Annotated in this window: 12 protein-coding genes; 2 read left to right on the forward strand and 10 right to left on the reverse strand. The window is 51.4% G+C overall.

Going from position 1 to position 17,373, the window contains the following annotated elements; genetic code table 11:
- Window positions 1–16: 16 nt before the first annotated feature.
- From FO446_RS24595 to FO446_RS24630, 8 genes are read right to left on the reverse strand one after another with little or no spacing between them, the layout of a single operon-like run.
- The gene (locus tag FO446_RS24595) at window positions 17–2,860 is read right to left on the reverse strand and encodes a VWA domain-containing protein (protein WP_237899352.1); all 2,844 of its coding nucleotides are present in this window, start codon (window positions 2,858–2,860) and stop codon (window positions 17–19) included.
- Window positions 2,850–4,724, reverse strand: coding sequence for a vWA domain-containing protein (locus tag FO446_RS24600; RefSeq protein ID WP_237899353.1), 1,875 nt, complete (start codon window positions 4,722–4,724; stop codon window positions 2,850–2,852). The genes FO446_RS24595 and FO446_RS24600 overlap by 11 nt, the downstream gene beginning before the upstream one ends.
- Window positions 4,725–4,740: 16 nt before the next feature.
- On the reverse strand, window positions 4,741–5,622 hold the full coding sequence (locus tag FO446_RS24605) for a DUF58 domain-containing protein (RefSeq protein ID WP_173609870.1): 882 nt from the start codon (window positions 5,620–5,622) through the stop codon (window positions 4,741–4,743).
- Window positions 5,619–6,602: an AAA family ATPase gene (locus tag FO446_RS24610; RefSeq protein WP_237899354.1), complete on the reverse strand. Its 984-nt coding sequence runs from the start codon at window positions 6,600–6,602 to the stop codon at window positions 5,619–5,621. Before FO446_RS24610 ends, FO446_RS24605 begins: the two co-directional genes overlap by 4 nt.
- A gap of 30 nt (window positions 6,603–6,632) precedes the next feature.
- Window positions 6,633–8,354 carry a coiled-coil domain-containing protein gene (locus tag FO446_RS24615; protein ID WP_237899355.1) on the reverse strand — a complete coding sequence of 574 codons (1,722 nt, stop codon included), beginning with the start codon at window positions 8,352–8,354 and terminating at the stop codon, window positions 6,633–6,635.
- 3 nt (window positions 8,355–8,357) lie between these two features.
- Window positions 8,358–9,218 (reverse strand): ABC transporter permease, encoded by an 861-nt coding sequence (locus FO446_RS24620; RefSeq protein WP_173609867.1) that lies wholly within the window; start codon window positions 9,216–9,218, stop codon window positions 8,358–8,360.
- Complete coding sequence (locus FO446_RS24625; RefSeq protein WP_221867788.1) at window positions 9,215–10,141, reverse strand: ABC transporter ATP-binding protein; 927 nt, start codon at window positions 10,139–10,141, stop codon at window positions 9,215–9,217. Before FO446_RS24625 ends, FO446_RS24620 begins: the two co-directional genes overlap by 4 nt.
- Window positions 10,138–12,513 carry a DUF7408 domain-containing protein gene (locus FO446_RS24630; RefSeq protein WP_237899357.1) on the reverse strand — a complete coding sequence of 792 codons (2,376 nt, stop codon included), beginning with the start codon at window positions 12,511–12,513 and terminating at the stop codon, window positions 10,138–10,140. The genes FO446_RS24625 and FO446_RS24630 overlap by 4 nt, the downstream gene beginning before the upstream one ends.
- A gap of 203 nt (window positions 12,514–12,716) precedes the next feature.
- On the opposite strand from FO446_RS24630, the gene FO446_RS24635 reads away from it, so the two are divergent.
- The gene (locus FO446_RS24635; protein WP_237899358.1) at window positions 12,717–13,721 is read left to right on the forward strand and encodes a hypothetical protein; all 1,005 of its coding nucleotides are present in this window, start codon (window positions 12,717–12,719) and stop codon (window positions 13,719–13,721) included.
- 43 nt (window positions 13,722–13,764) lie between these two features.
- Here the strand turns inward: FO446_RS24635 and FO446_RS24640 are convergent, their stop codons facing one another.
- Window positions 13,765–14,730 carry a proline dehydrogenase family protein gene (locus tag FO446_RS24640; protein ID WP_173609863.1) on the reverse strand — a complete coding sequence of 322 codons (966 nt, stop codon included), beginning with the start codon at window positions 14,728–14,730 and terminating at the stop codon, window positions 13,765–13,767.
- A 127-nt stretch (window positions 14,731–14,857) separates the two neighbouring features.
- Here FO446_RS24640 and FO446_RS24645 point away from each other — a divergent pair, with 127 nt between their 5' ends.
- A complete protein-coding gene (locus FO446_RS24645) occupies window positions 14,858–16,291 on the forward strand; it encodes a MocR-like pyridoxine biosynthesis transcription factor PdxR (protein ID WP_173609862.1) in 1,434 nt (477 codons plus the stop codon).
- A 521-nt stretch (window positions 16,292–16,812) separates the two neighbouring features.
- Here FO446_RS24645 and FO446_RS24650 read toward each other — a convergent pair.
- Entirely contained in the window at window positions 16,813–17,367 is a 555-nt protein-coding gene (locus FO446_RS24650) for a glycerol-3-phosphate responsive antiterminator (RefSeq protein ID WP_173609861.1), read from the reverse strand.
- Window positions 17,368–17,373 lie beyond the last annotated feature (6 nt).

Raw genomic sequence — 17,373 nt, forward strand, 5'->3', positions numbered from 1 at the left:
GGTTTCTTTTTATCTATTACTGAGACTTTTTTCGGTTCTTGGCCGCTAATAGTCTGTTTAGCGTTTCGTCAGGCTGTGTTTGCTTCTCCTGTTTCTCTTTGGCCTGCTCGTGTTTGACTGCTGCTGGCTTCACCCGATTTTCGGCCGTCCCTACCGGATGAATGATAGGAGCAGATACGACTTTCTGGTCATCTGTCCGCTCTTCGCGTGTCCGTCTTGTCACGGAGCGCTTCTCACCGAGGCGAGACAATACTGCCTGTTGTTCAGAATCGGCAGAAGTGGACGTGCGCAATCTCCATAGACCAGACAGCCTTGCCCACCATTGATCCGGCAACTGCAGACGACGAACAGCGATATCGATCGGCAGTAGCAACGCCGCCAACATGAGTAACCACTCACTGATTGACTGTGTGTCCCATTTAGCGGGAAGCGTGCCACCAAAAGCTTCTTCCGGTTTGGTGATCTGATTCCCTCCACCGGCACTTAGCCACTCTTGAAGTCGCTTGTCACCATCGGCATGTATTCCGTATTCGGGTGAATAGGAAACAGTCAAGCCTGTCGTTTGGCTCGCCGTGACTCGGCCTTGATTTTTTTGAGAGATCTGAATCATGTACGTGCCCGGATCAGCCGTCTCGAATTCACCCTCCATGACGCCTGGCGCAACCGGCTTAAGCTTGATGATCTCTCGCTTCATCTCTTGATCGAGAACGACTGCCTCCATCTCTTGAGGCAGGCTTCCACCAGCTGGCATCGTTACCCTCACATTGCCTTTTGCGCCGTTCACGCTCGTGGTCGTCTTCCAAGCACCTTCTGTAATTTGTGGGAAAGTCCATGCCACGATTTCGTTCCACAGACCGCTGTTTCCTCCCCAAGCCACCCAGTCCGGTGACCACTTCCCTTCCAGATCACTCGTCCAGGCGACAGAACGCCCCAGACCGTACTGCCAACGGGTGAGAATCGGATCATCGTCAGCACTCATCAAGGATGATTCGGCTGTTTGCTTCGGTGTTGTTGCAATATACGCACGCACCGGAGGCAAAGCTTGCTTCAGCGCAGGCCAAGCTCCCACCCCTGTATAGCCTGGTACTTGGGGCTTCTCCACAATAAACGTGCGACTGGCTAGCGCTGTTTCTTTACTGAATATTTTCGGGATGGATTCGGCATCGTTGGCAAAGTAATATCTGCCTTTTCCTAACTCGGCAATCATCTCAAGCAACGACCTATCCGAATCATCACCCAGCGCCACTGTTGAAACGGTAATATTTTCAGCTGTCATTTGCTGTAGCAGTCCCTGGTAATCATCGTTGAGCCCAGACTGCCCATCTGTGAGCAAGATCACGTGCTTACGCTGCGTGTTCATTGCTTTTACACGTTCGTAGCCCAGCTGTAAGGCAGGGAAAATATCGGTCCCGCCATCCGCTTGAATTCTGCTGATCTGCTGTTGGATTTCATCCAGCTTCGTGACAGATTGTGGAGCCACGACATCCCATGGCGTGTCGTCAAATGCGATCACCCCGATGGTGTCTTGGGCATTCATCATGGTTGTCGCTCGTATGGCGGCTTCCCTAGCCAGTGCCATCTTATCCGCACCTCTGGCATCGGAGCTCATACTGCCCGACTTGTCGATGACCAGCTGAAGTCCGAGCGAAGGGAGCTGTTCCTTCCCTTTTAAATCCATGTGAACAGGTAAGGCCTCTTCGATTGGTGTCTGGAACCAGCCACCCATACCGAAGCTATCTTTGCCGCCTGTCATGATCAAACCAATGCCCAAATCACGTACAGCAGTCCGCATGCGTTCCATATCCGCATCAGTCATGCTGGTAGCGGGCACATCTGCCAGTACAATGGAGGCAAACTGCTTGTAACCCTCAAGCTCCTTTGGCAGCAATGCGAGATCGCGTAGCTCTACCTTGGTATTGCCCGCTTCCAGCGCTTGAATGAGGTTGGTAGCGGCACCCGGATGCCCTTCGGCTACGAGTACGACTGGTGCCCCGGCTACCTGCGTATAGGCTGTAGCTTGATTATTCGCTGCTACGGTATCTTGTCGCGGTTCAATTTCCACGCGATAACGATGGAACCCCTGCTGCATCGCTTTTTGCGAAAAAACGAAGCGGTTGTTGCCCTTGCCGATCTGTACCGTTTGCTGGCCCGCCTCGCGATTGCCTTCATACAGGCGAAGGGTTGCCTCGGTCGCTATCGTACTCTCCACATCAACGGTGATGCCGTATTCCTCTCCCGCGTACAGCCTTTGCGGCACCTGTACAGATGTAAGAACGACCTCATCCCCGTTTGGCTGCTGCAAGGAAACAGCCTCCACTGCGATTCCTCGCTCCCTCGCCAGTCTCGTCTGCCGTGCCGCATCTCCGTTTGTTTCCAGACCATCTGTCAGCAAGACGACTTTTCCTCTGGCATTGGTAGGGATCATGGCAGACGCCAATCGGATTCCTTCTGCCAAATTGGTTGCATTCCTGTTGACATCCACGCCCAAGGGCTGTACTTCTTGGCGTATCGTCAACGGTTGATCGACCGCCGCCTCCGCCCCTACTGCAATGACAGCATACTTATCCGCTGCCTGCTTTTGACCAATCGCCTCCCGCAAAAAGGAGAGAACTCGCGGATCGTCCTTCATGGAAGCAGATCGGTCTACAACAAACACAATCGTTTTCGCCTGAACAGGTGTCAGCAGCTGTGTCCCTGCCAACGCCAAAACCAGAAGGAGGAACAAGAGCGAGCGAATAGTAGCAATTGTCGCCTTTCTGCCGATTGGCATTTGCTTTTGATGTCGCCACCAACTGATGACCACGTAGGCAACAGGAAGCAATAGCAACAGGAATAGCGGCTGTATAAAGTTAATACCCACGCTGATACACCCTCCATTCCACCAATAACACCAAGAGAGCAAACGCCGCCAACCAATAGGTCAACTCCTTCGTTCCCAGTCCTCCTGTTGTGCCAGTCGCTGTCGCTTCCTCACTCTCCTTTTGCTCTTCGGCATTCTTCCGGGCAACGCTCAAAGACTTTGGCGTAATGTTCGATTCTCCCTCATTCATTTGGACAGGAAAATACGTACTTTTGGTGCCTGTATCTACCCCTTCGTCAAGACGATACAATCCGGTCAGCTCCGGTAGCTGCATCGTTTTGGACGTGGCGTCCTCTGTAAGAGACTGCTGGTGTCCATTCGGATACGTCAAGGTACGTGTTGTCGCTCCCGGTGAGAGTGGGATGGTCAAGACCTCTCCCGGATGGGCCATTGGGATTGGGGCTGTCTGACCAGGAGACAGCCAGTTGACGACATTTTGCATGAAGATCGGAAAAGCAGGACGCAACGGGAAGTCCGATGCATGCAAATCAAATCCGATGATGACCACTCGCCGACCGTCTATGATCCCCGCTCTGACCAAATCGACATCGCCCGCGCGTACCAATGGCTTCATACCAGGCATCTCGTCCAATGCGTATCCTTTGGCAACGTGCACGTCTCGCCAATCTACGTGCTTGAGCAGCGGGTCATCGGGGGAAACTGGCCTTGGCTGTTGATCCAGTTCTTTTTCTCCAGCGAGCGGCAACCACTTTGTTTTCTTGTTCGGGGCAATCAATAAAATGTTTCCTTTTGGCAGCTCGTCTGGTACGACTCCGTCAAAAACCCACAGGTCACGCGCAGCCGCCGCTGCATCCGGTGCCTGCTGAATCGTTTCCACCTCAAGACTTCCGACTGTCTGCAATACTTGATGGAGGAAGCGATTGCCCTCTGGCGAATACAACGCTGCTTTTCCTTTCCCTGTAGCGAATGGAACACTCCACTTGACATTATCCTGGGAAAGTCCATCCTGCTCCGGTTCGATGACTGCACGATAGACGCGAGACACCGCCAGCCTCTGAAACGAAAATGTCTGGGAGCTACCTGCCCCCACCGCAAAAGAATCGGTATCCAGCAGCTTATCTTGCTCATCGAAAACCGTTACTTTTCCTTTCGCCGTCATACTGCCATGATTGTCCACCCGCAGCAGTCCCTCTACCCCTTTTTCCGTAGGCTGGGTCACAAAAACACCGATTGCGGTATTCTCGCGGGTGCTCCCCATCTGCATGAACTGAAAGCTCCCGGAAAAAGCAGGGACTGCGCCTCCATCCAGCTTGCGTTCCCCGCTTCCGTCCCCCATCCAAACCACTCCACTGCCTGGTTCATTCTCTGCAATGGCTCCTGCCAAAGACAAGGCTGCGATTTGATCGGATGTCCCGGAAAAAGGCGCAAGCTTTTCGATGGCTTGCAAGAGCGGCTCTTTTTCTGCACTTTTGGAAACCAAAACATTCGGCTCACGCCCTGCCTCAATGAGGGTCATCGTCTGGCTGCTTCCCAGCTTCTCTATAAGTGCTTTTGCCTGTGAAACGGCTCGTTCCAGCCGCGTCTCGTTTCCTTCCTTGGCCATCATGCTCCCTGATGTATCCACGACCAAAATGGTATGGTCGGATGTGATTCCCTCAGTGGGCACAGCCGGTCGTACCAAAGCCAGCACGAGCAAGCACGCAGCGAGCAGTTGCAGCAGCAAAAGCAGGTTGCGCCGCAGCCTTTCCCACGGTTTCACCGCTTCCCAGTTTTGCAACGTGCGCTGCCACAGGAGTGTACTTGGTATGACACGATCCTCTACTTTTCGCTTGAGCAGGTAGAGGACGATGATGGCCGGGATCATCAGCGCAAACCACAAGTTGCCCAAACCCATCCACTGCATGTTGTCTCTCTCCTCTCTAGCGAATCAAGCCGGCCTGACGAAAGACATGGAAGACAATCGATTCCAGCGATTGTTCCGCCTCTACAGACACGAAGGCGATCCCTCTTCCATAAGCAAACGCGGACAGTTGTTGTTGATAATCTCGCAAGCTCTTGTGGTACTCTTCCATCAAAAGGCTGGTCAGGGATACTTCTTTTGCCTGCCCCGTCTCTGAATCGATCAACCGCAGCTCTCCGGCATACTCGGGCGCAAGCTCTTCTTTGGAGAGCACCTGGACAAGCGTGACCTCTTGTCTGGCCGCCTGCAAATACGCGATGCCTTCCGTATAGCCTGACTCGAACAAAAAGTCCGACAGCACGATGGATGTACCAGCTTTGCCGCTCACAGCCCCTGGCTGGCGCATTGCCGTTTGTATATCACCTGCTCCCCCTTCTTGCAGGGAAGACAGGAAGCTGAGCAGGCGATGCGCCTGGCTCTTTCCTTGCAGACCGGTAAGTGCTGCCGTAATGCTGCTGTCAAAAGCATAGACCGACACATGATCGAGATGGCACAGGGACAAATAGCCAAGAGCCGCGGCAATCTCGATAGCACGGGCCATTTTATTCGGGTGCCCGTAGCTCATCGAACGACTGCAATCGATGTACAAGTTCACATGCAGCTCTGTTTCATCCAAGTACTTTTTCAAAAACAGCTTGCCTGAACGGGCATACGCATTCCAATCGAGCTGCCGCAAATCATCACCGGGGACATACGCCCGAAAATCTGCGAACTCCATGGAACTGCCCAGCTGTCTCGCCCTTCGCTTTCCTGCCTGGCTGCCGCTGACCGCTTTGCGACTAGCCATCTGCATTCGCTCCAGTCTGGCGAGCCATGATGGATCAAGCAGGTGTTGATTCATGCCTTCTGCGTCCCCAGTTCATCCAAAATATCCATGATGACGCGGTCCGGTCGGATGCCGTTTGCCTCTCCTTCAAAATTGAGGAAAATGCGGTGGCGCAACGCTGGCAGAGCAACTGCTGTCACGTCCTCGTACGCCAGATTGTATCGCCCGGCCAATAACGCACGTACCTTTGCCAAGGAGACAATCGCCTGCACACCACGTGGACCCGCACCGTTGCGCACATATTTGTTCACCGAAGCAGTCGCCTGCTGACCCGGATGCGTCGCTAAAAGCAGCTTCACGGCGTAATCAAGTACCGCATCGGCAACCAGCACTTCTCGTGCGGCCTGTTGTATGTCAGCAATTTGTTCGGCTGAAGCCACTTTTTCCACGGTGATCACTTGGCTCGTAGTCGTTTGCCGAACGATCATTTTCAGTTCTTCTTCTGTCGGGTACGGCACGTCTATCTTCAATAAAAAGCGGTCCATTTGTGCTTCTGGCAACGGGTATGTCCCTTCCTGCTCCAGCGGGTTCTGTGTCGCGAGAACGAAGAACGGCTCTGGTAGCGGACGAGTCACTCCGCCGGCTGAAACGGTTCGCTCCTGCATGGCCTCCAACAGGGCACTTTGCGTCTTTGGCGTCGCCCGGTTGATTTCGTCAGCCAGCACGACGTGAGCAAAGATCGGCCCATGTTGGAATTGGAAGGACTGTTGTCCCTTCTCGTCGACCAACAGGATGTTCGTTCCAGTAATGTCAGTCGGCATCAGGTCCGGTGTGAACTGAATCCGCTGAAACGACAGCTCAAAGGCTTGGGACAGTGTCCGAACAAGGAGCGTTTTGCCCAATCCGGGTACGCCTTCCAAAAGCGCATGTCCTCCTGCAAACACGGCCCACAGAAGCTGCTCGACCACCTCTTTTTGTCCTACCAATACCTTTCCAATTTCCTGCCTGACAAGCTCTACTCGCTGCAAGCAGTCCTCTAGCGTTTGCTGCGCCATCGCCGTGTCTCCTTCCTGTTGTTGAATGATCTAAGGCTCTATTTTGCTGAAATAATCCTTCACGATCTGTTGATAATCGCCGGGAATACTGCCTTTTTCCATACTTTCGCGGGCAAATTGCTCATACTGGCCGTACACTTCCTCGTACGGCAGCGTCCCACCGGAGGAGACTTGTGTGTTTCCGCTTTGCTGCGACTGAGATGGGCCTGAACCGAGTGAGCCTCCGACTGTATCAACAGGTCCGTTTTCTCCACCTATGCGATCTGCCGGAACGGTAACGAGCTCGTGTCTGCCTTTTCCTAAACCGGCCCCGCCGCCTTGACCGCTTCCTTGACCGCCAGAGCCATTACCATTGCCGCTTCCATTGCCATTGCCATTTCCGTTGCCGTTGCCATTCCCTTGCCCCGAGCCATTGTTTCCATTCCCAGGCTGGTTTGCCGGGTTCGCCCCTTGATTTGGATTGGCACCTGTTCCCGGAGTTGCGGCACCTGGCTGATTCCCGGATGACCCAGATGCTGGAGTCGCCTGTCCTGTTGCTGCCGTTCCTGTCCCAGCCCCACTCGCTCCAGCATTTCCTGCTTGTGCGCCTGCACTGGCAAGCGTCATTTGCGACTGATTGAGCGAGGACGCGGCATGTATAGCAGCGAGCATGGCTTGCTGAGATTGCTGGATACCCGTCATGGCTTGCATCAGGCTGTTCTCGAGCGCAGTCATCGCTTGAGGCACTTGTCCTTGGGCTGTTTGCTGGGCTGCCTCCGCCAATTGTTTGGCGATATCCTCCAGCTCCTTCGAGTCGGCAGACTCTGCCTCTTTTTTCAATTGCTCTGCTGCGCTAGCGAGTTCACGGGCGATCCCTTCCCGCTCTTTTTGCGGCATGCTTTCCATGGCTTTTGCCATTTGTGCCAGAGCCTCGGCCATCGCTTGTCTGTCTTTCGCTTCCATCGCCCCAGCCAAGGCTTGTGTCCCTTCTTGATTACCCAAGCTGCGCTGGAGTGCTTGCAATGCTTTTTCTTTGCGCTGCTCGGCATCTCTGACCTTCTCCAATTGTTTTTCCGCAGCGCGCAATGCATTTTGACGTTCTGCCGGGTCGTCTGCTTTTGCCAGAGCCTTTTTTGCCTGCTCCAGCATTTCGTCCAGCTGCTTTTTCTGCGCGTCGGTTAAGCCTGTATTCTTTTTCACGTCCTGCTTGATTGCCTCTACTTCTTCCTCGACCTGCGCGATTGCTTTCTTTTCCTCTGCCATCTGGGCCAGTCGCAAGTCTTGGGGATTCGGCCAAAGAAACAGCACCAGGCACACCAATAACAAACTGCTGGTAACATACACCTTTCGTTGGACCAACGACCAAATGCGGACGCTCTCTACGATTTGCGGCAAATTTTTACGCAGATGCTGCAGGGCGTCTTCCCTCTGCATACCGGCTACCATCGACTGATTCTCCTGATTCTCCCATGCTGTGACGACTCGCTGGGCCAAACCATTACCGTCTGCCACTTGTGCACATTGGAGCCAGGTAGGGCGCATCCAAAGCGCACGCACCAGACCTGTGATGACAACAAGCACTGGCAGCATGATCACAATCCATTGGTAAAACGGAATCGGCCAGATGCGGGCAAGGAGAAGAAGCACCAGACTCGCCCCCATCCCCCACAAACCATAGACCGTTAGCTGCTGTATCCATACACGCAAGCCCAGTTGCTTTCGAATGGGTGCAAGCAGTGACTTCAGCTCGTCGTTCGCTCTCGAGGTGAACATGGCTTATTGCTCCTCTTTTACTTTGCGAAATCTCGGTTTCACTGGCTGAATGAGATAGATGGAGAGTAACAGGCAGAACAGTGTAATAATCCCGAAAAACAGGCAGTAAACCGCGTACGGGTCCACATTCCCAATCCTGATCTGCGGCCCTTCCTCAAAAATGTTCAACATCGCAAACAACGGGTTAAAATTATGCAGGAGATGTGGCCAGTCTGGCATAGGCACGGATGACATGCTACCGGACCGACGCTGGTACCGAATGAACTCTTTGATAATTTCCGCCAGTATGCTCGACCCTATCGCACATCCGAATACCACAGCATAAGTGACAACCGTAGCGATCCCAGTCCGTTTGATCAGCGTGGACATGAGCACACCAATACTGCCGATACCAAACATCGTAATGACGTAAAAGCCAAACACCTTGATCACTTGTGCAGGTGAAATTCCTCCATACAAAAAGACGATGGCATAGAGCGGGATGGTCGCAATGACCAGGAAGGTCATGAAGCTGAGTGACGCCAGCCATTTGCCTAAAATCAATCGTGTGGCGCTGACATTCGTGGTCAACAGCACACTTAACGTCTGGCGTTCGCGTTCACCGGAAATCACACCTGCCGTCAGTCCCGGCACGACGAAGCAGATCATCCCGAGCTGAAACACAGACAGCATCATGAACAGCTCGCGTGTATCATTCGGGTTGTAGTAGCTGCCACCATTTGTCATAAAGAAAATTATTGTGAGCGTCATTGCGCCCAAAACGAGCAAATAGAGCAGGATGATCCACGGTGACCGATTGGTCCGCATCCGCATTTTCCATTCATTGAACAAGACAGGGTTGTGAAATCGCCTCAAGTCGCTCATGAGCCCACCCCTTTCGTAATTTCCAGGAAGATTTCTTCCAAATCACCTACTGCCTCATTAAACGCGGCAACAGGATAGCCTGACACCGCAAGCTCCCGCAGCAGCTCCACCTGTTCTTCGTCATTGCCTGAAAAGCCTGCAACGACCCAGTTCCCTTCACGTGTCACCCTGGTAATGACGGGCATTTCACGCAGGCGCGTCATTGCTTCCTCAACCCGATCCAACAGGCGGATGCGCAATATCCGCTGTTCTTGCATTTTCGAGTAAATCTCATCGACTCGTCCAAAGGCAACCAGATTGCCTTCCTCCACAATCCCGATGACGTCGCACATCTCTGCTAGCTCAGGTAATATGTGCGAGCTAATGATAATCGTTTTGCCCATGTCCCGCAGTTCCTTCAAAATCTCCCGCAGCTCAATGCGTGCACGAGGGTCCAAGCCAGAAGCAGGTTCGTCCAAAATGAGCACTTCCGGGTTGTGAACCAGCGAGCGGGCCAATCCAAGGCGCTGCTTCATCCCCCGCGACAACGAGTCGACGAAGGCATCTCGCTTGTGCGTGAGATTCACCAGCTCTAGTAACTGTGGAATGATTTGTTTTCGCTCTGCTGCCGGAATATCGTAATTCGCACCGTAAAAATCGAGGTACTCTTCTGCTGTCAAATTGTCGTAGACACCAAAAAAGTCAGGCATGTAGCCGATCAGCTTGCGTACTTCCTTTGGATGCTTGGTCACTTCGTAGCCACCTACGTATGCTTTCCCACTGGTTGGCTCCAATAAAGTCGCCAAAATGGACATCGTCGTGGATTTTCCTGCTCCGTTCGGACCGACAAAACCAAAAACGGTACCCTTGTCAATTTCGAGTGAAAGTCCTTTTAATGCTTCCATTTTGCCGTAGCGCTTGCGCAAATTTTGGATCTGGATCACTTCTTGCTCACCTTCCCTTCCACACTGACACTTGGAACCCCAATGTGGCGATCATCCTCAAACTGGTGGGCAAATTTGATGCGGACAATGCCGTCGCCCGAAACATAAGTAGTGGTCTTATCGCTTGTCATGACGTTGTTCATGAATGCTTTTTCAAATGGTTCAAAAGCTTTGGTCTTCCAGTTGTAAACCTCTTTTCCAAATGTCGTATTGTCCTCTGACCAGGTGTACAGATACAAATTGCTGATGGCAAGCTCCTGTCCTTCCTGATTCAAATTGATGTCAAAGGTAATATCCCCAGCAGGGAGCCTAAAGCCATCTCCGAAGTCATCTACTGGCACTGAGCTGCCTGACATCGTCACATCAAATGATCCCGTCGGATAATAAATGTGTCCGTCCTTGGATGGATTCACTTGCAGCGTCGAAGTGACCATCGCAATGCTGCTGTTCTCCGTATTTTCGTTTGGTACGACAGCCTCAGCAACTTGCGCATCGGTCCAGCCCACGAGTTTTACTACTTCAGACGGACCACTACGTCTGTCCATCATGTCCAGCATTTCCACGATGAGTTGCTCACGCGTTTCTCTTTCATAGCCATTCGATTGCATATACTGCGGCAGCGCATGTCCCATATTCATCCGATGTTGATTCCGCCTTGCTTGTTGTTGAGGGGCAAACGGCAAGTTCACTTCGATACTGCTGCCAGCCGCCAACTGTGGAAACTCTTGTACCTGCATTCCTGTCGAGATCGTCACGTCTCTTAGCGAGTACTTCGTATGGTTCGTCACGGTTCCTTTCAGTGCGCCGTTTTCATACGATAGGTTCGATTCTATTTTTCCTACGTCCGATAAGGATTGCTCCGTCGCAACCTTGCGCATCGACCAAAATTCTACATCGCGGAAATCAATATGGGTCTGATCTGGCTGTATGGAAATCCACGTTCTCGGAATTTGATCGATATAGTCTCCTTCAGTGACGGGTTGGGTTATGCCCTCTCCCTTTATAGTCAATCGATAGTCGTCATTACTCGGTACGAATAATGCGGTTACGCTCACTGCATTCGCCTGTCCGTTGTTTTGCAGTTCAACATAACCTACCTGATGCAGCTTTACACCCACCCCCCGCTGGATGGCACCAATCGAGAAGATTCCGATTCCCGCCAGCACCGAAAGGGCAGGGACAATCACCCACATGTAGCTTTGCTTGCGGCCTCTCCGCAAAATATAGAAAAGAACTGGCCCGACAACCAGGGCATAAATTCCGAAAAATACTGCGAACCAGCCAACCTCCGGAATTTTCAAGGATGGGACGCGATCAGCAGCATCGTGAAGCGGCCATACGTTGTCGATCATGCTCCTATTTGAAGTGTTGATGAAAGAACCAAAAGCCTTTACTAATGTATCTACCCAAAAGCGACTGTTTCCAGCCCAACTGGCTACTGGTTCGGCCGCCAAATCATAGGCGACATACAACACTTTTCCGGCTCCCACGTTATGTACGACCATCAGCGGAATATTTCCTTCGCTGTACAGAACTTTCCCTGCCTTCACTGTCCCATTGCTTACAGTAAAGGGGGATGTCAGTGCAATCAGGTTGGTCTTATCCGCTTTTAGACTGGAAAGTGTCTGTACGCTCGACACTCCAGTCACTTCTACTGGCGACAAGTCACTCAAAACGCCTCCGGCTTTCTTGTACTGCGCTCCTCCGGCTAAAATCATCATCCCGCCAGAATTCGTCCAATCCCGAATCGCTTTAATCTGCTGTTCATTCAATGAATCCAAAGCAAAATTGTTGATCACGAGCATATTAAGCATCTGTAGCTGTGTACCTGTCACTGGCATATTGTCTGCCTTCATCGTCAAGAGCTGGACTGGGTTATGAATGGAGCCTTTCGGCAGTACACCAAGGAAATTAGCTGTGTCGGGATTTTCTGCCAGCACGCCAATCATCAATGTATCTTCGCTGTATGAAACGCCTGTTACCGGAGTTTGCGCAATGATCTTATTATTTTGCATCAAAGCTACAAAAGAACGGCTATCCAGCTCTGATCCAGGAACGAGAATGGTTACCTGCTTGGTCACTCCGCTTGCAATCGAAACCGGCTGATAATTGGCAACTTCGAAGCGACTGTCTCCCCGTTCCCCCGTGGCGACATAAAGATCTCCTTCGATATCCGCCCCTCCATTTCTCACCGTGACCACAACGGGAACCATCCCCATCTCCCTGTACTTTCCTTCAATTCCGACTGTTACTCCCAGCTGAATGCTTCCCTCTGCCAAGGCTGTCCCCGTTAATCCTAAAGGAACACCTGCTACCAACAGGAGGAACGCACAGAAGGCCAGGAGCCACCGCTTGCACTGCGCCGTTTTCATTCGTTCAAAACCTCCACGGACCATTCTTTTTTATTCCTATCTTTTCTTCTCATACAGTTATTGACGTTATTTCCAGACAAATAGCTACAATTTTTTAAAAATGAAATCGATGAATCGACAAGGGCGAAAGGATTTTTCACAGACTGTGGTAAATCCTATCTAAAACATAAAAGGCATGAACAAGGAAGAGTGGTGAAATGTAAATGTCTACGTTTTCTTGGAATTTGCGAGATGATTTGCATGAATTTGATCTCGGGGACTCACAGGCAAGCCAAGGTACATGGGGAGACCGGGAAGCGCTGTACTTGGAGGGGATGGGATCTCCTGTTTTCCTGCGTCAGGCCGTTCCCTGTCCCTGCTTTCGACTGCAAGCGGAAGTCGCCATCCCCAAGCAGGTAGGCTTTGTCGGACTCGTTTTTGGTGCACGAGATTCGCATAATTATGAGCTAATCTACCTCGCCCCGGAAGAAATTCAGTATGATCCGATCATGAATGGGTCTATGACGTGGCAAATTTATAATGGCCCTCGGTATCAAAAGCCGTTGTCTTACACAATTGGGGAATGGAAGACGCTTGCTGTGGAGGTTCAAGCAAACCAAGCTGTCGTATATTTGGGAGAAGACCCTGCGCCTCAGTTGTTCATTTCCCATCTACAGCATGGAACTTCACTTGAGAAAATCGGCTTCTGGAACTACTTGCCTGCCTACATTCGGAATCTATCGGTAACAGAAATCGTCCCGGCCGATGACTTGCCTACCAAGACGGATCGCCAACAGCTCGCAGCGGAGGGTTATCTAACGGAATGGCTCATTTCAAAGCCGTACATCGCTAGTGATCAGTCTGTTGTCTTGACAGATTGGACAAGTGCAGTCGTCGAAGAAAATGGGACACTCAATTTCAATCGACTCTTCCCAGCAAAGCCTGGGATGACTGTACAAGCCAAAAGCACGATTACGGTTCCCCATGAGACTGTGACTCAACTCCATTTTGGCTTCAGCGATCATCTGCGACTTTGGGTGAATGAAGAGGAAGTGCATCAGGGCGTGTGGAGATGGAATCCACCAGCGAGAGACGGACGAATTCGAAGCAAGTACGACCAAGTATCTGTTCGCCTCCACGCAGGGGTAAACACGGTTCGGGCAGAAATCATGAATCAAGAGCAGTTTGGCTGGGGAATTTGTGTGAAGGCAAGACAGAATGAAAAATAGAAAAAACGTCAGGATCATGCTCTGACGTTTTTTCGTAATCCTTCTATGACATGCCATACCCTACATCCTGAAGTCTCGACGTATCAAACATATCGGCTATCGCCTGATGCACATGAGGCGGATGCTCTGCCAGTCGATGACACAAGTATAAGTACCACTCTGTCCCATATGTGAGGTACAAGCGCACTGTAACCCCTTTTTCTCGCAAAACATGAGCCAGATCAGGGCGAACCCCGTATAACAGCTCGACCTCTACATTCGGTCGATGCAAATAGTCCCGACCATCTAGGGCGTCTACAATCGCTTGGTCGTGCGTAGCGAGTGAGCATTCACGCCCAGCTCGTACACACATATCAGCCAGCTCCAGGTATCGTTCGTTCAACTCCACTGAACGCCCCAATGCGATTTCCTGAGGTTCCTTGAATGCGCCTTTAACCAAACGAATTTTCCCCGGGAGTCCGAGCACCCGTTTCACATCATCCAGCGAGCGGTGCAAATGTGCTTGAATCGTAATGCCCACATTTTCATGTCGCTGTGCCAAGCGCTCATACATGCTAATGATCGCCTCTGTTTTCGTCGACTCCTCCATGCTGATCATCAAATAGTGACCGCTATGTCTCGCCCGCTCTGCCAACTCTTCTACGTGGGCAAACGCCAGTTCTTTATCCAGTAACAAGCCGAGATGGGACAGATCAAAGGAGATTCCGACTGGTGTATGTAGTTGGGAGCAATCCGTAGTTAGCGCAAGAAACTCCCGCTGCGCTTCATGTACAATCTGCGAATCCAGCGTATTTTCACCAATGTGTTCCATTGATAGACGGTAGCCCAATTTTTCCAGGCGTTGGGCTATTTTTATTGCATCCGCACGCGTTTCGCCTGTCACATAACGTTTCGCAGCAGTCAAAAGCAACGGATATAGCAAGGGCGATGTTCTGACCGCTTCCTTGATTCGTTCATCACGGGCGATTGTACGCAAAATGTCTGCGGTTCTTCTCTCTTCTGGTGTCATCCTTCTCTCTCCTTTGGCAGTGGCATATCTCTTCTCTTCTATCACCCTACCATGGTACGCTTGTATGGATTAGGTCCAGTTTCCCACAATTTCGAGAGGACCAGTTGCGTAAGGAGGCTCACACAGCTTGCTCTGGATAACCATTGACCGAGAGAAACCGATTCCGTTAATCAGACAAATTTATTCTGAATTGCGCACAAAGATTTTGAGCGGAGAACTTGCAGCCGGCTTCAAGCTTCCATCTACCCGAAAAGTAGCAAGCGAACTGCACCTCTCTCGCAATGTGGTACTAGAGGCGTACGAGCAGCTACTAGCCGAGGGCTACATCGAGAGCAGACGTGGCTCCGGGTATTTCATTGCCTCGGGCATTTATTTGGAACAGCACGCCCGGATGACAGGGGCTGGGGCTGGGTTGCCGAAAGTGAACCAGCATTTCAACGAAGACGAGAGCAAGCTAATCGATTTTCGTTCTGGTGTTCCTGCTCTGGAGCGTTTTCCTCGCAATCTCTGGGGCAAAACTGTCCAGCGTGTCTGTCAGGAAGCACCGCTGTCAGTCTTTGGCTATAATCGTCCCGAGGGACGTACGGAGCTGCGCACGATTTTATGTCGCTATTTGTATCGAACGCGCGGCGTGCAATGCGACCCCGAGCAAATCATTATGACATCCGGGGCTACTCAGGCGCTCACCCTGATTGCCAATGTGCTTCTGCGTCCTGATAGTCACGTAGTCATCGAGGACCCGATCACGCACGATATCCAAAGTATTTTCACCAGGACAGGCGCTCGTTTACTGCCTGTTCCGACAGATACCTACGGGATGGATATGGAACAGCTACCGTCATTGTCTGCCCATCGCCCCCGCTTCGTATTTGTCACGCCTTCCCATCAGTTCCCGCTAGGCGGCACCATGCCCATCCAGCGAAGACTTCAACTCATTCGTTATGCACGGGAAGCTGACTGCTACATTGTCGAGGATGATTACGACAGCGAGTTTCGTTACGAAACTGCTCCTATCAGCTCCATTCAGGGACTTGCCTCGGAGCGTGTTATCTACATCGGTTCCTTTAGCAAAATCCTTTCTCCCGGACTGCGCCAGGGATACCTCGTCCTGCCAAAAGCATTGGTAGCCTCCTATCAGCAGGCAAAATGGCTATCCGATTTGCACGCCCCTTCGATTGATCAGCTTGCCCTCGGGGTTTTTATCGAGGAGGGGCATCTAGAGAAATACGTGAATCAGGTAAAAAAGCTGTACAAAAAACGCCGTCAATGCTTGATTGATGCTCTTCAACTGGCTTTTGGTGATGGCATTCGCATTTGGGGGGAGGCCGCTGGACTGCACATCGTAGCTGCTTTTCCCACGGTTCACTTCACACCTGTCGTCCTGGCTGCGCTGGAGCAAGCCGGAGTGCGTGTCTACCCGGTCGAGGAGCACGCCATTGTCAAAGGCAATCATACAGATAAAATCATTCTCGGATACGGCAATACCAATGAAGCACAGATCGAAGAAGGGGTCGAGAGGATTAGGGCTGTTTTAACGAGAATGCTTGCAGATTCTCCATAATTTCCACCCTCTTTCCTTCTCAATTCCCCAAAAGAAGAGCCAAATCTCTCGAATCCATCTCAAGATTTGGCTCTAATTCTACTACTTATCTGTTAGCGAAAGCGTCTGCAGCAGCCAGGAGGGCACCAACGACAGTGATCCGGGCATCTCCGTCTGTGGTCAAACTCCCAACTCCGGTAAGGTCTCTGCCATCCTCCTCCACGATCCCATCCTGGTGGCCGTTCCCGATCTCTTTGCCAAGGGTAATAAGAAGAATGTCCTTCCCGCGAAGAATACGAGGATTGCCATTGAGAGCTTTGATAATTCACGCAACCGCCTTCTTTCCTCTTATTTTTGCTGACTATATGTGTATATGCACGGTGACGTTCATCCGCATAGACTACTGACCGTTATCCAAATAAAAGGGTATCTACCTATCTCCCCTATCATCGTCATCTACCTATTTTCTTGACGGACAAACACCAAAAAACCGGTATTCCTACAAACAGGAATGACCGGCTTTTGACTGCCCTGATGTGCCCTTATGATTTCGTCCACAGCTCTCTGCGGGAAGTGGTTACAGAAGTTGCACCCGCTTGAATGGCGCGATCAACATCATCCATCGTGCGAATAAATCCTCCAGCGATAACTGGAATTTTGGTTCGTTCAGTAATTTCTTCGATCAGGTGGGGAATGATTCCTGGCAAAACCTCGACGTAATCCGGCTTGGTTCTCTCCAACTGGGTAAGGCTGCTATCTAATGCCATCGTATCAATGAGAAAAAGTCGTTGGATGGAAATGAGTCCTTTTTTCTTGGCAGCAAGAATAGCACTGTTCCGTGTGGTGATGATTCCTTCGGGCTGTGCTTCTTGCGCAAGAAACTCCATCGCGTATTCATCAGACTTCAAGCCGTCAATGAGATCAGCATGGATCAGCAGTTTTTTCCCGAACGCTCTAGCCCGTTTTCCCAGTGGCTTTACTTGCGCTACATGGGCATTCAGCAAAATAATGCGCTCGTAGCAGCTCTCCATGAGTTCATCAAATTCTTTTAATGTCCGGGCTGCTGGAAGTATGACTTGATTGATCTGGTTTGCCAATCACGA

Origin of the sequence: Brevibacillus brevis (assembly GCF_022026395.1) — a bacterium.
Lineage (GTDB): Bacteria > Bacillota > Bacilli > Brevibacillales > Brevibacillaceae > Brevibacillus.

Bases quoted from the DNA above. Each gene is read 5' to 3' on its own strand.
- FO446_RS24635 (WP_237899358.1), top strand. From the start codon at position 12,717: ATGTCTACGTTTTCTTGGAATTTGCGAGATGATTTGCATGAATTTGAT.
- FO446_RS24615 (WP_237899355.1), bottom strand. From the start codon at position 8,354: ATGTTCACCTCGAGAGCGAACGACGAGCTGAAGTCACTGCTTGCACCC.
- FO446_RS24610 (WP_237899354.1), bottom strand. From the start codon at position 6,602: ATGGCGCAGCAAACGCTAGAGGACTGCTTGCAGCGAGTAGAGCTTGTC.
- FO446_RS24620 (WP_173609867.1), bottom strand. From the start codon at position 9,218: ATGAGCGACTTGAGGCGATTTCACAACCCTGTCTTGTTCAATGAATGG.
- FO446_RS24605 (WP_173609870.1), bottom strand. From the start codon at position 5,622: ATGAATCAACACCTGCTTGATCCATCATGGCTCGCCAGACTGGAGCGA.
- FO446_RS24640 (WP_173609863.1), bottom strand. From the start codon at position 14,730: ATGACACCAGAAGAGAGAAGAACCGCAGACATTTTGCGTACAATCGCC.
- FO446_RS24600 (WP_237899353.1), bottom strand. From the start codon at position 4,724: ATGCAGTGGATGGGTTTGGGCAACTTGTGGTTTGCGCTGATGATCCCG.
- FO446_RS24630 (WP_237899357.1), bottom strand. From the start codon at position 12,513: ATGAAAACGGCGCAGTGCAAGCGGTGGCTCCTGGCCTTCTGTGCGTTC.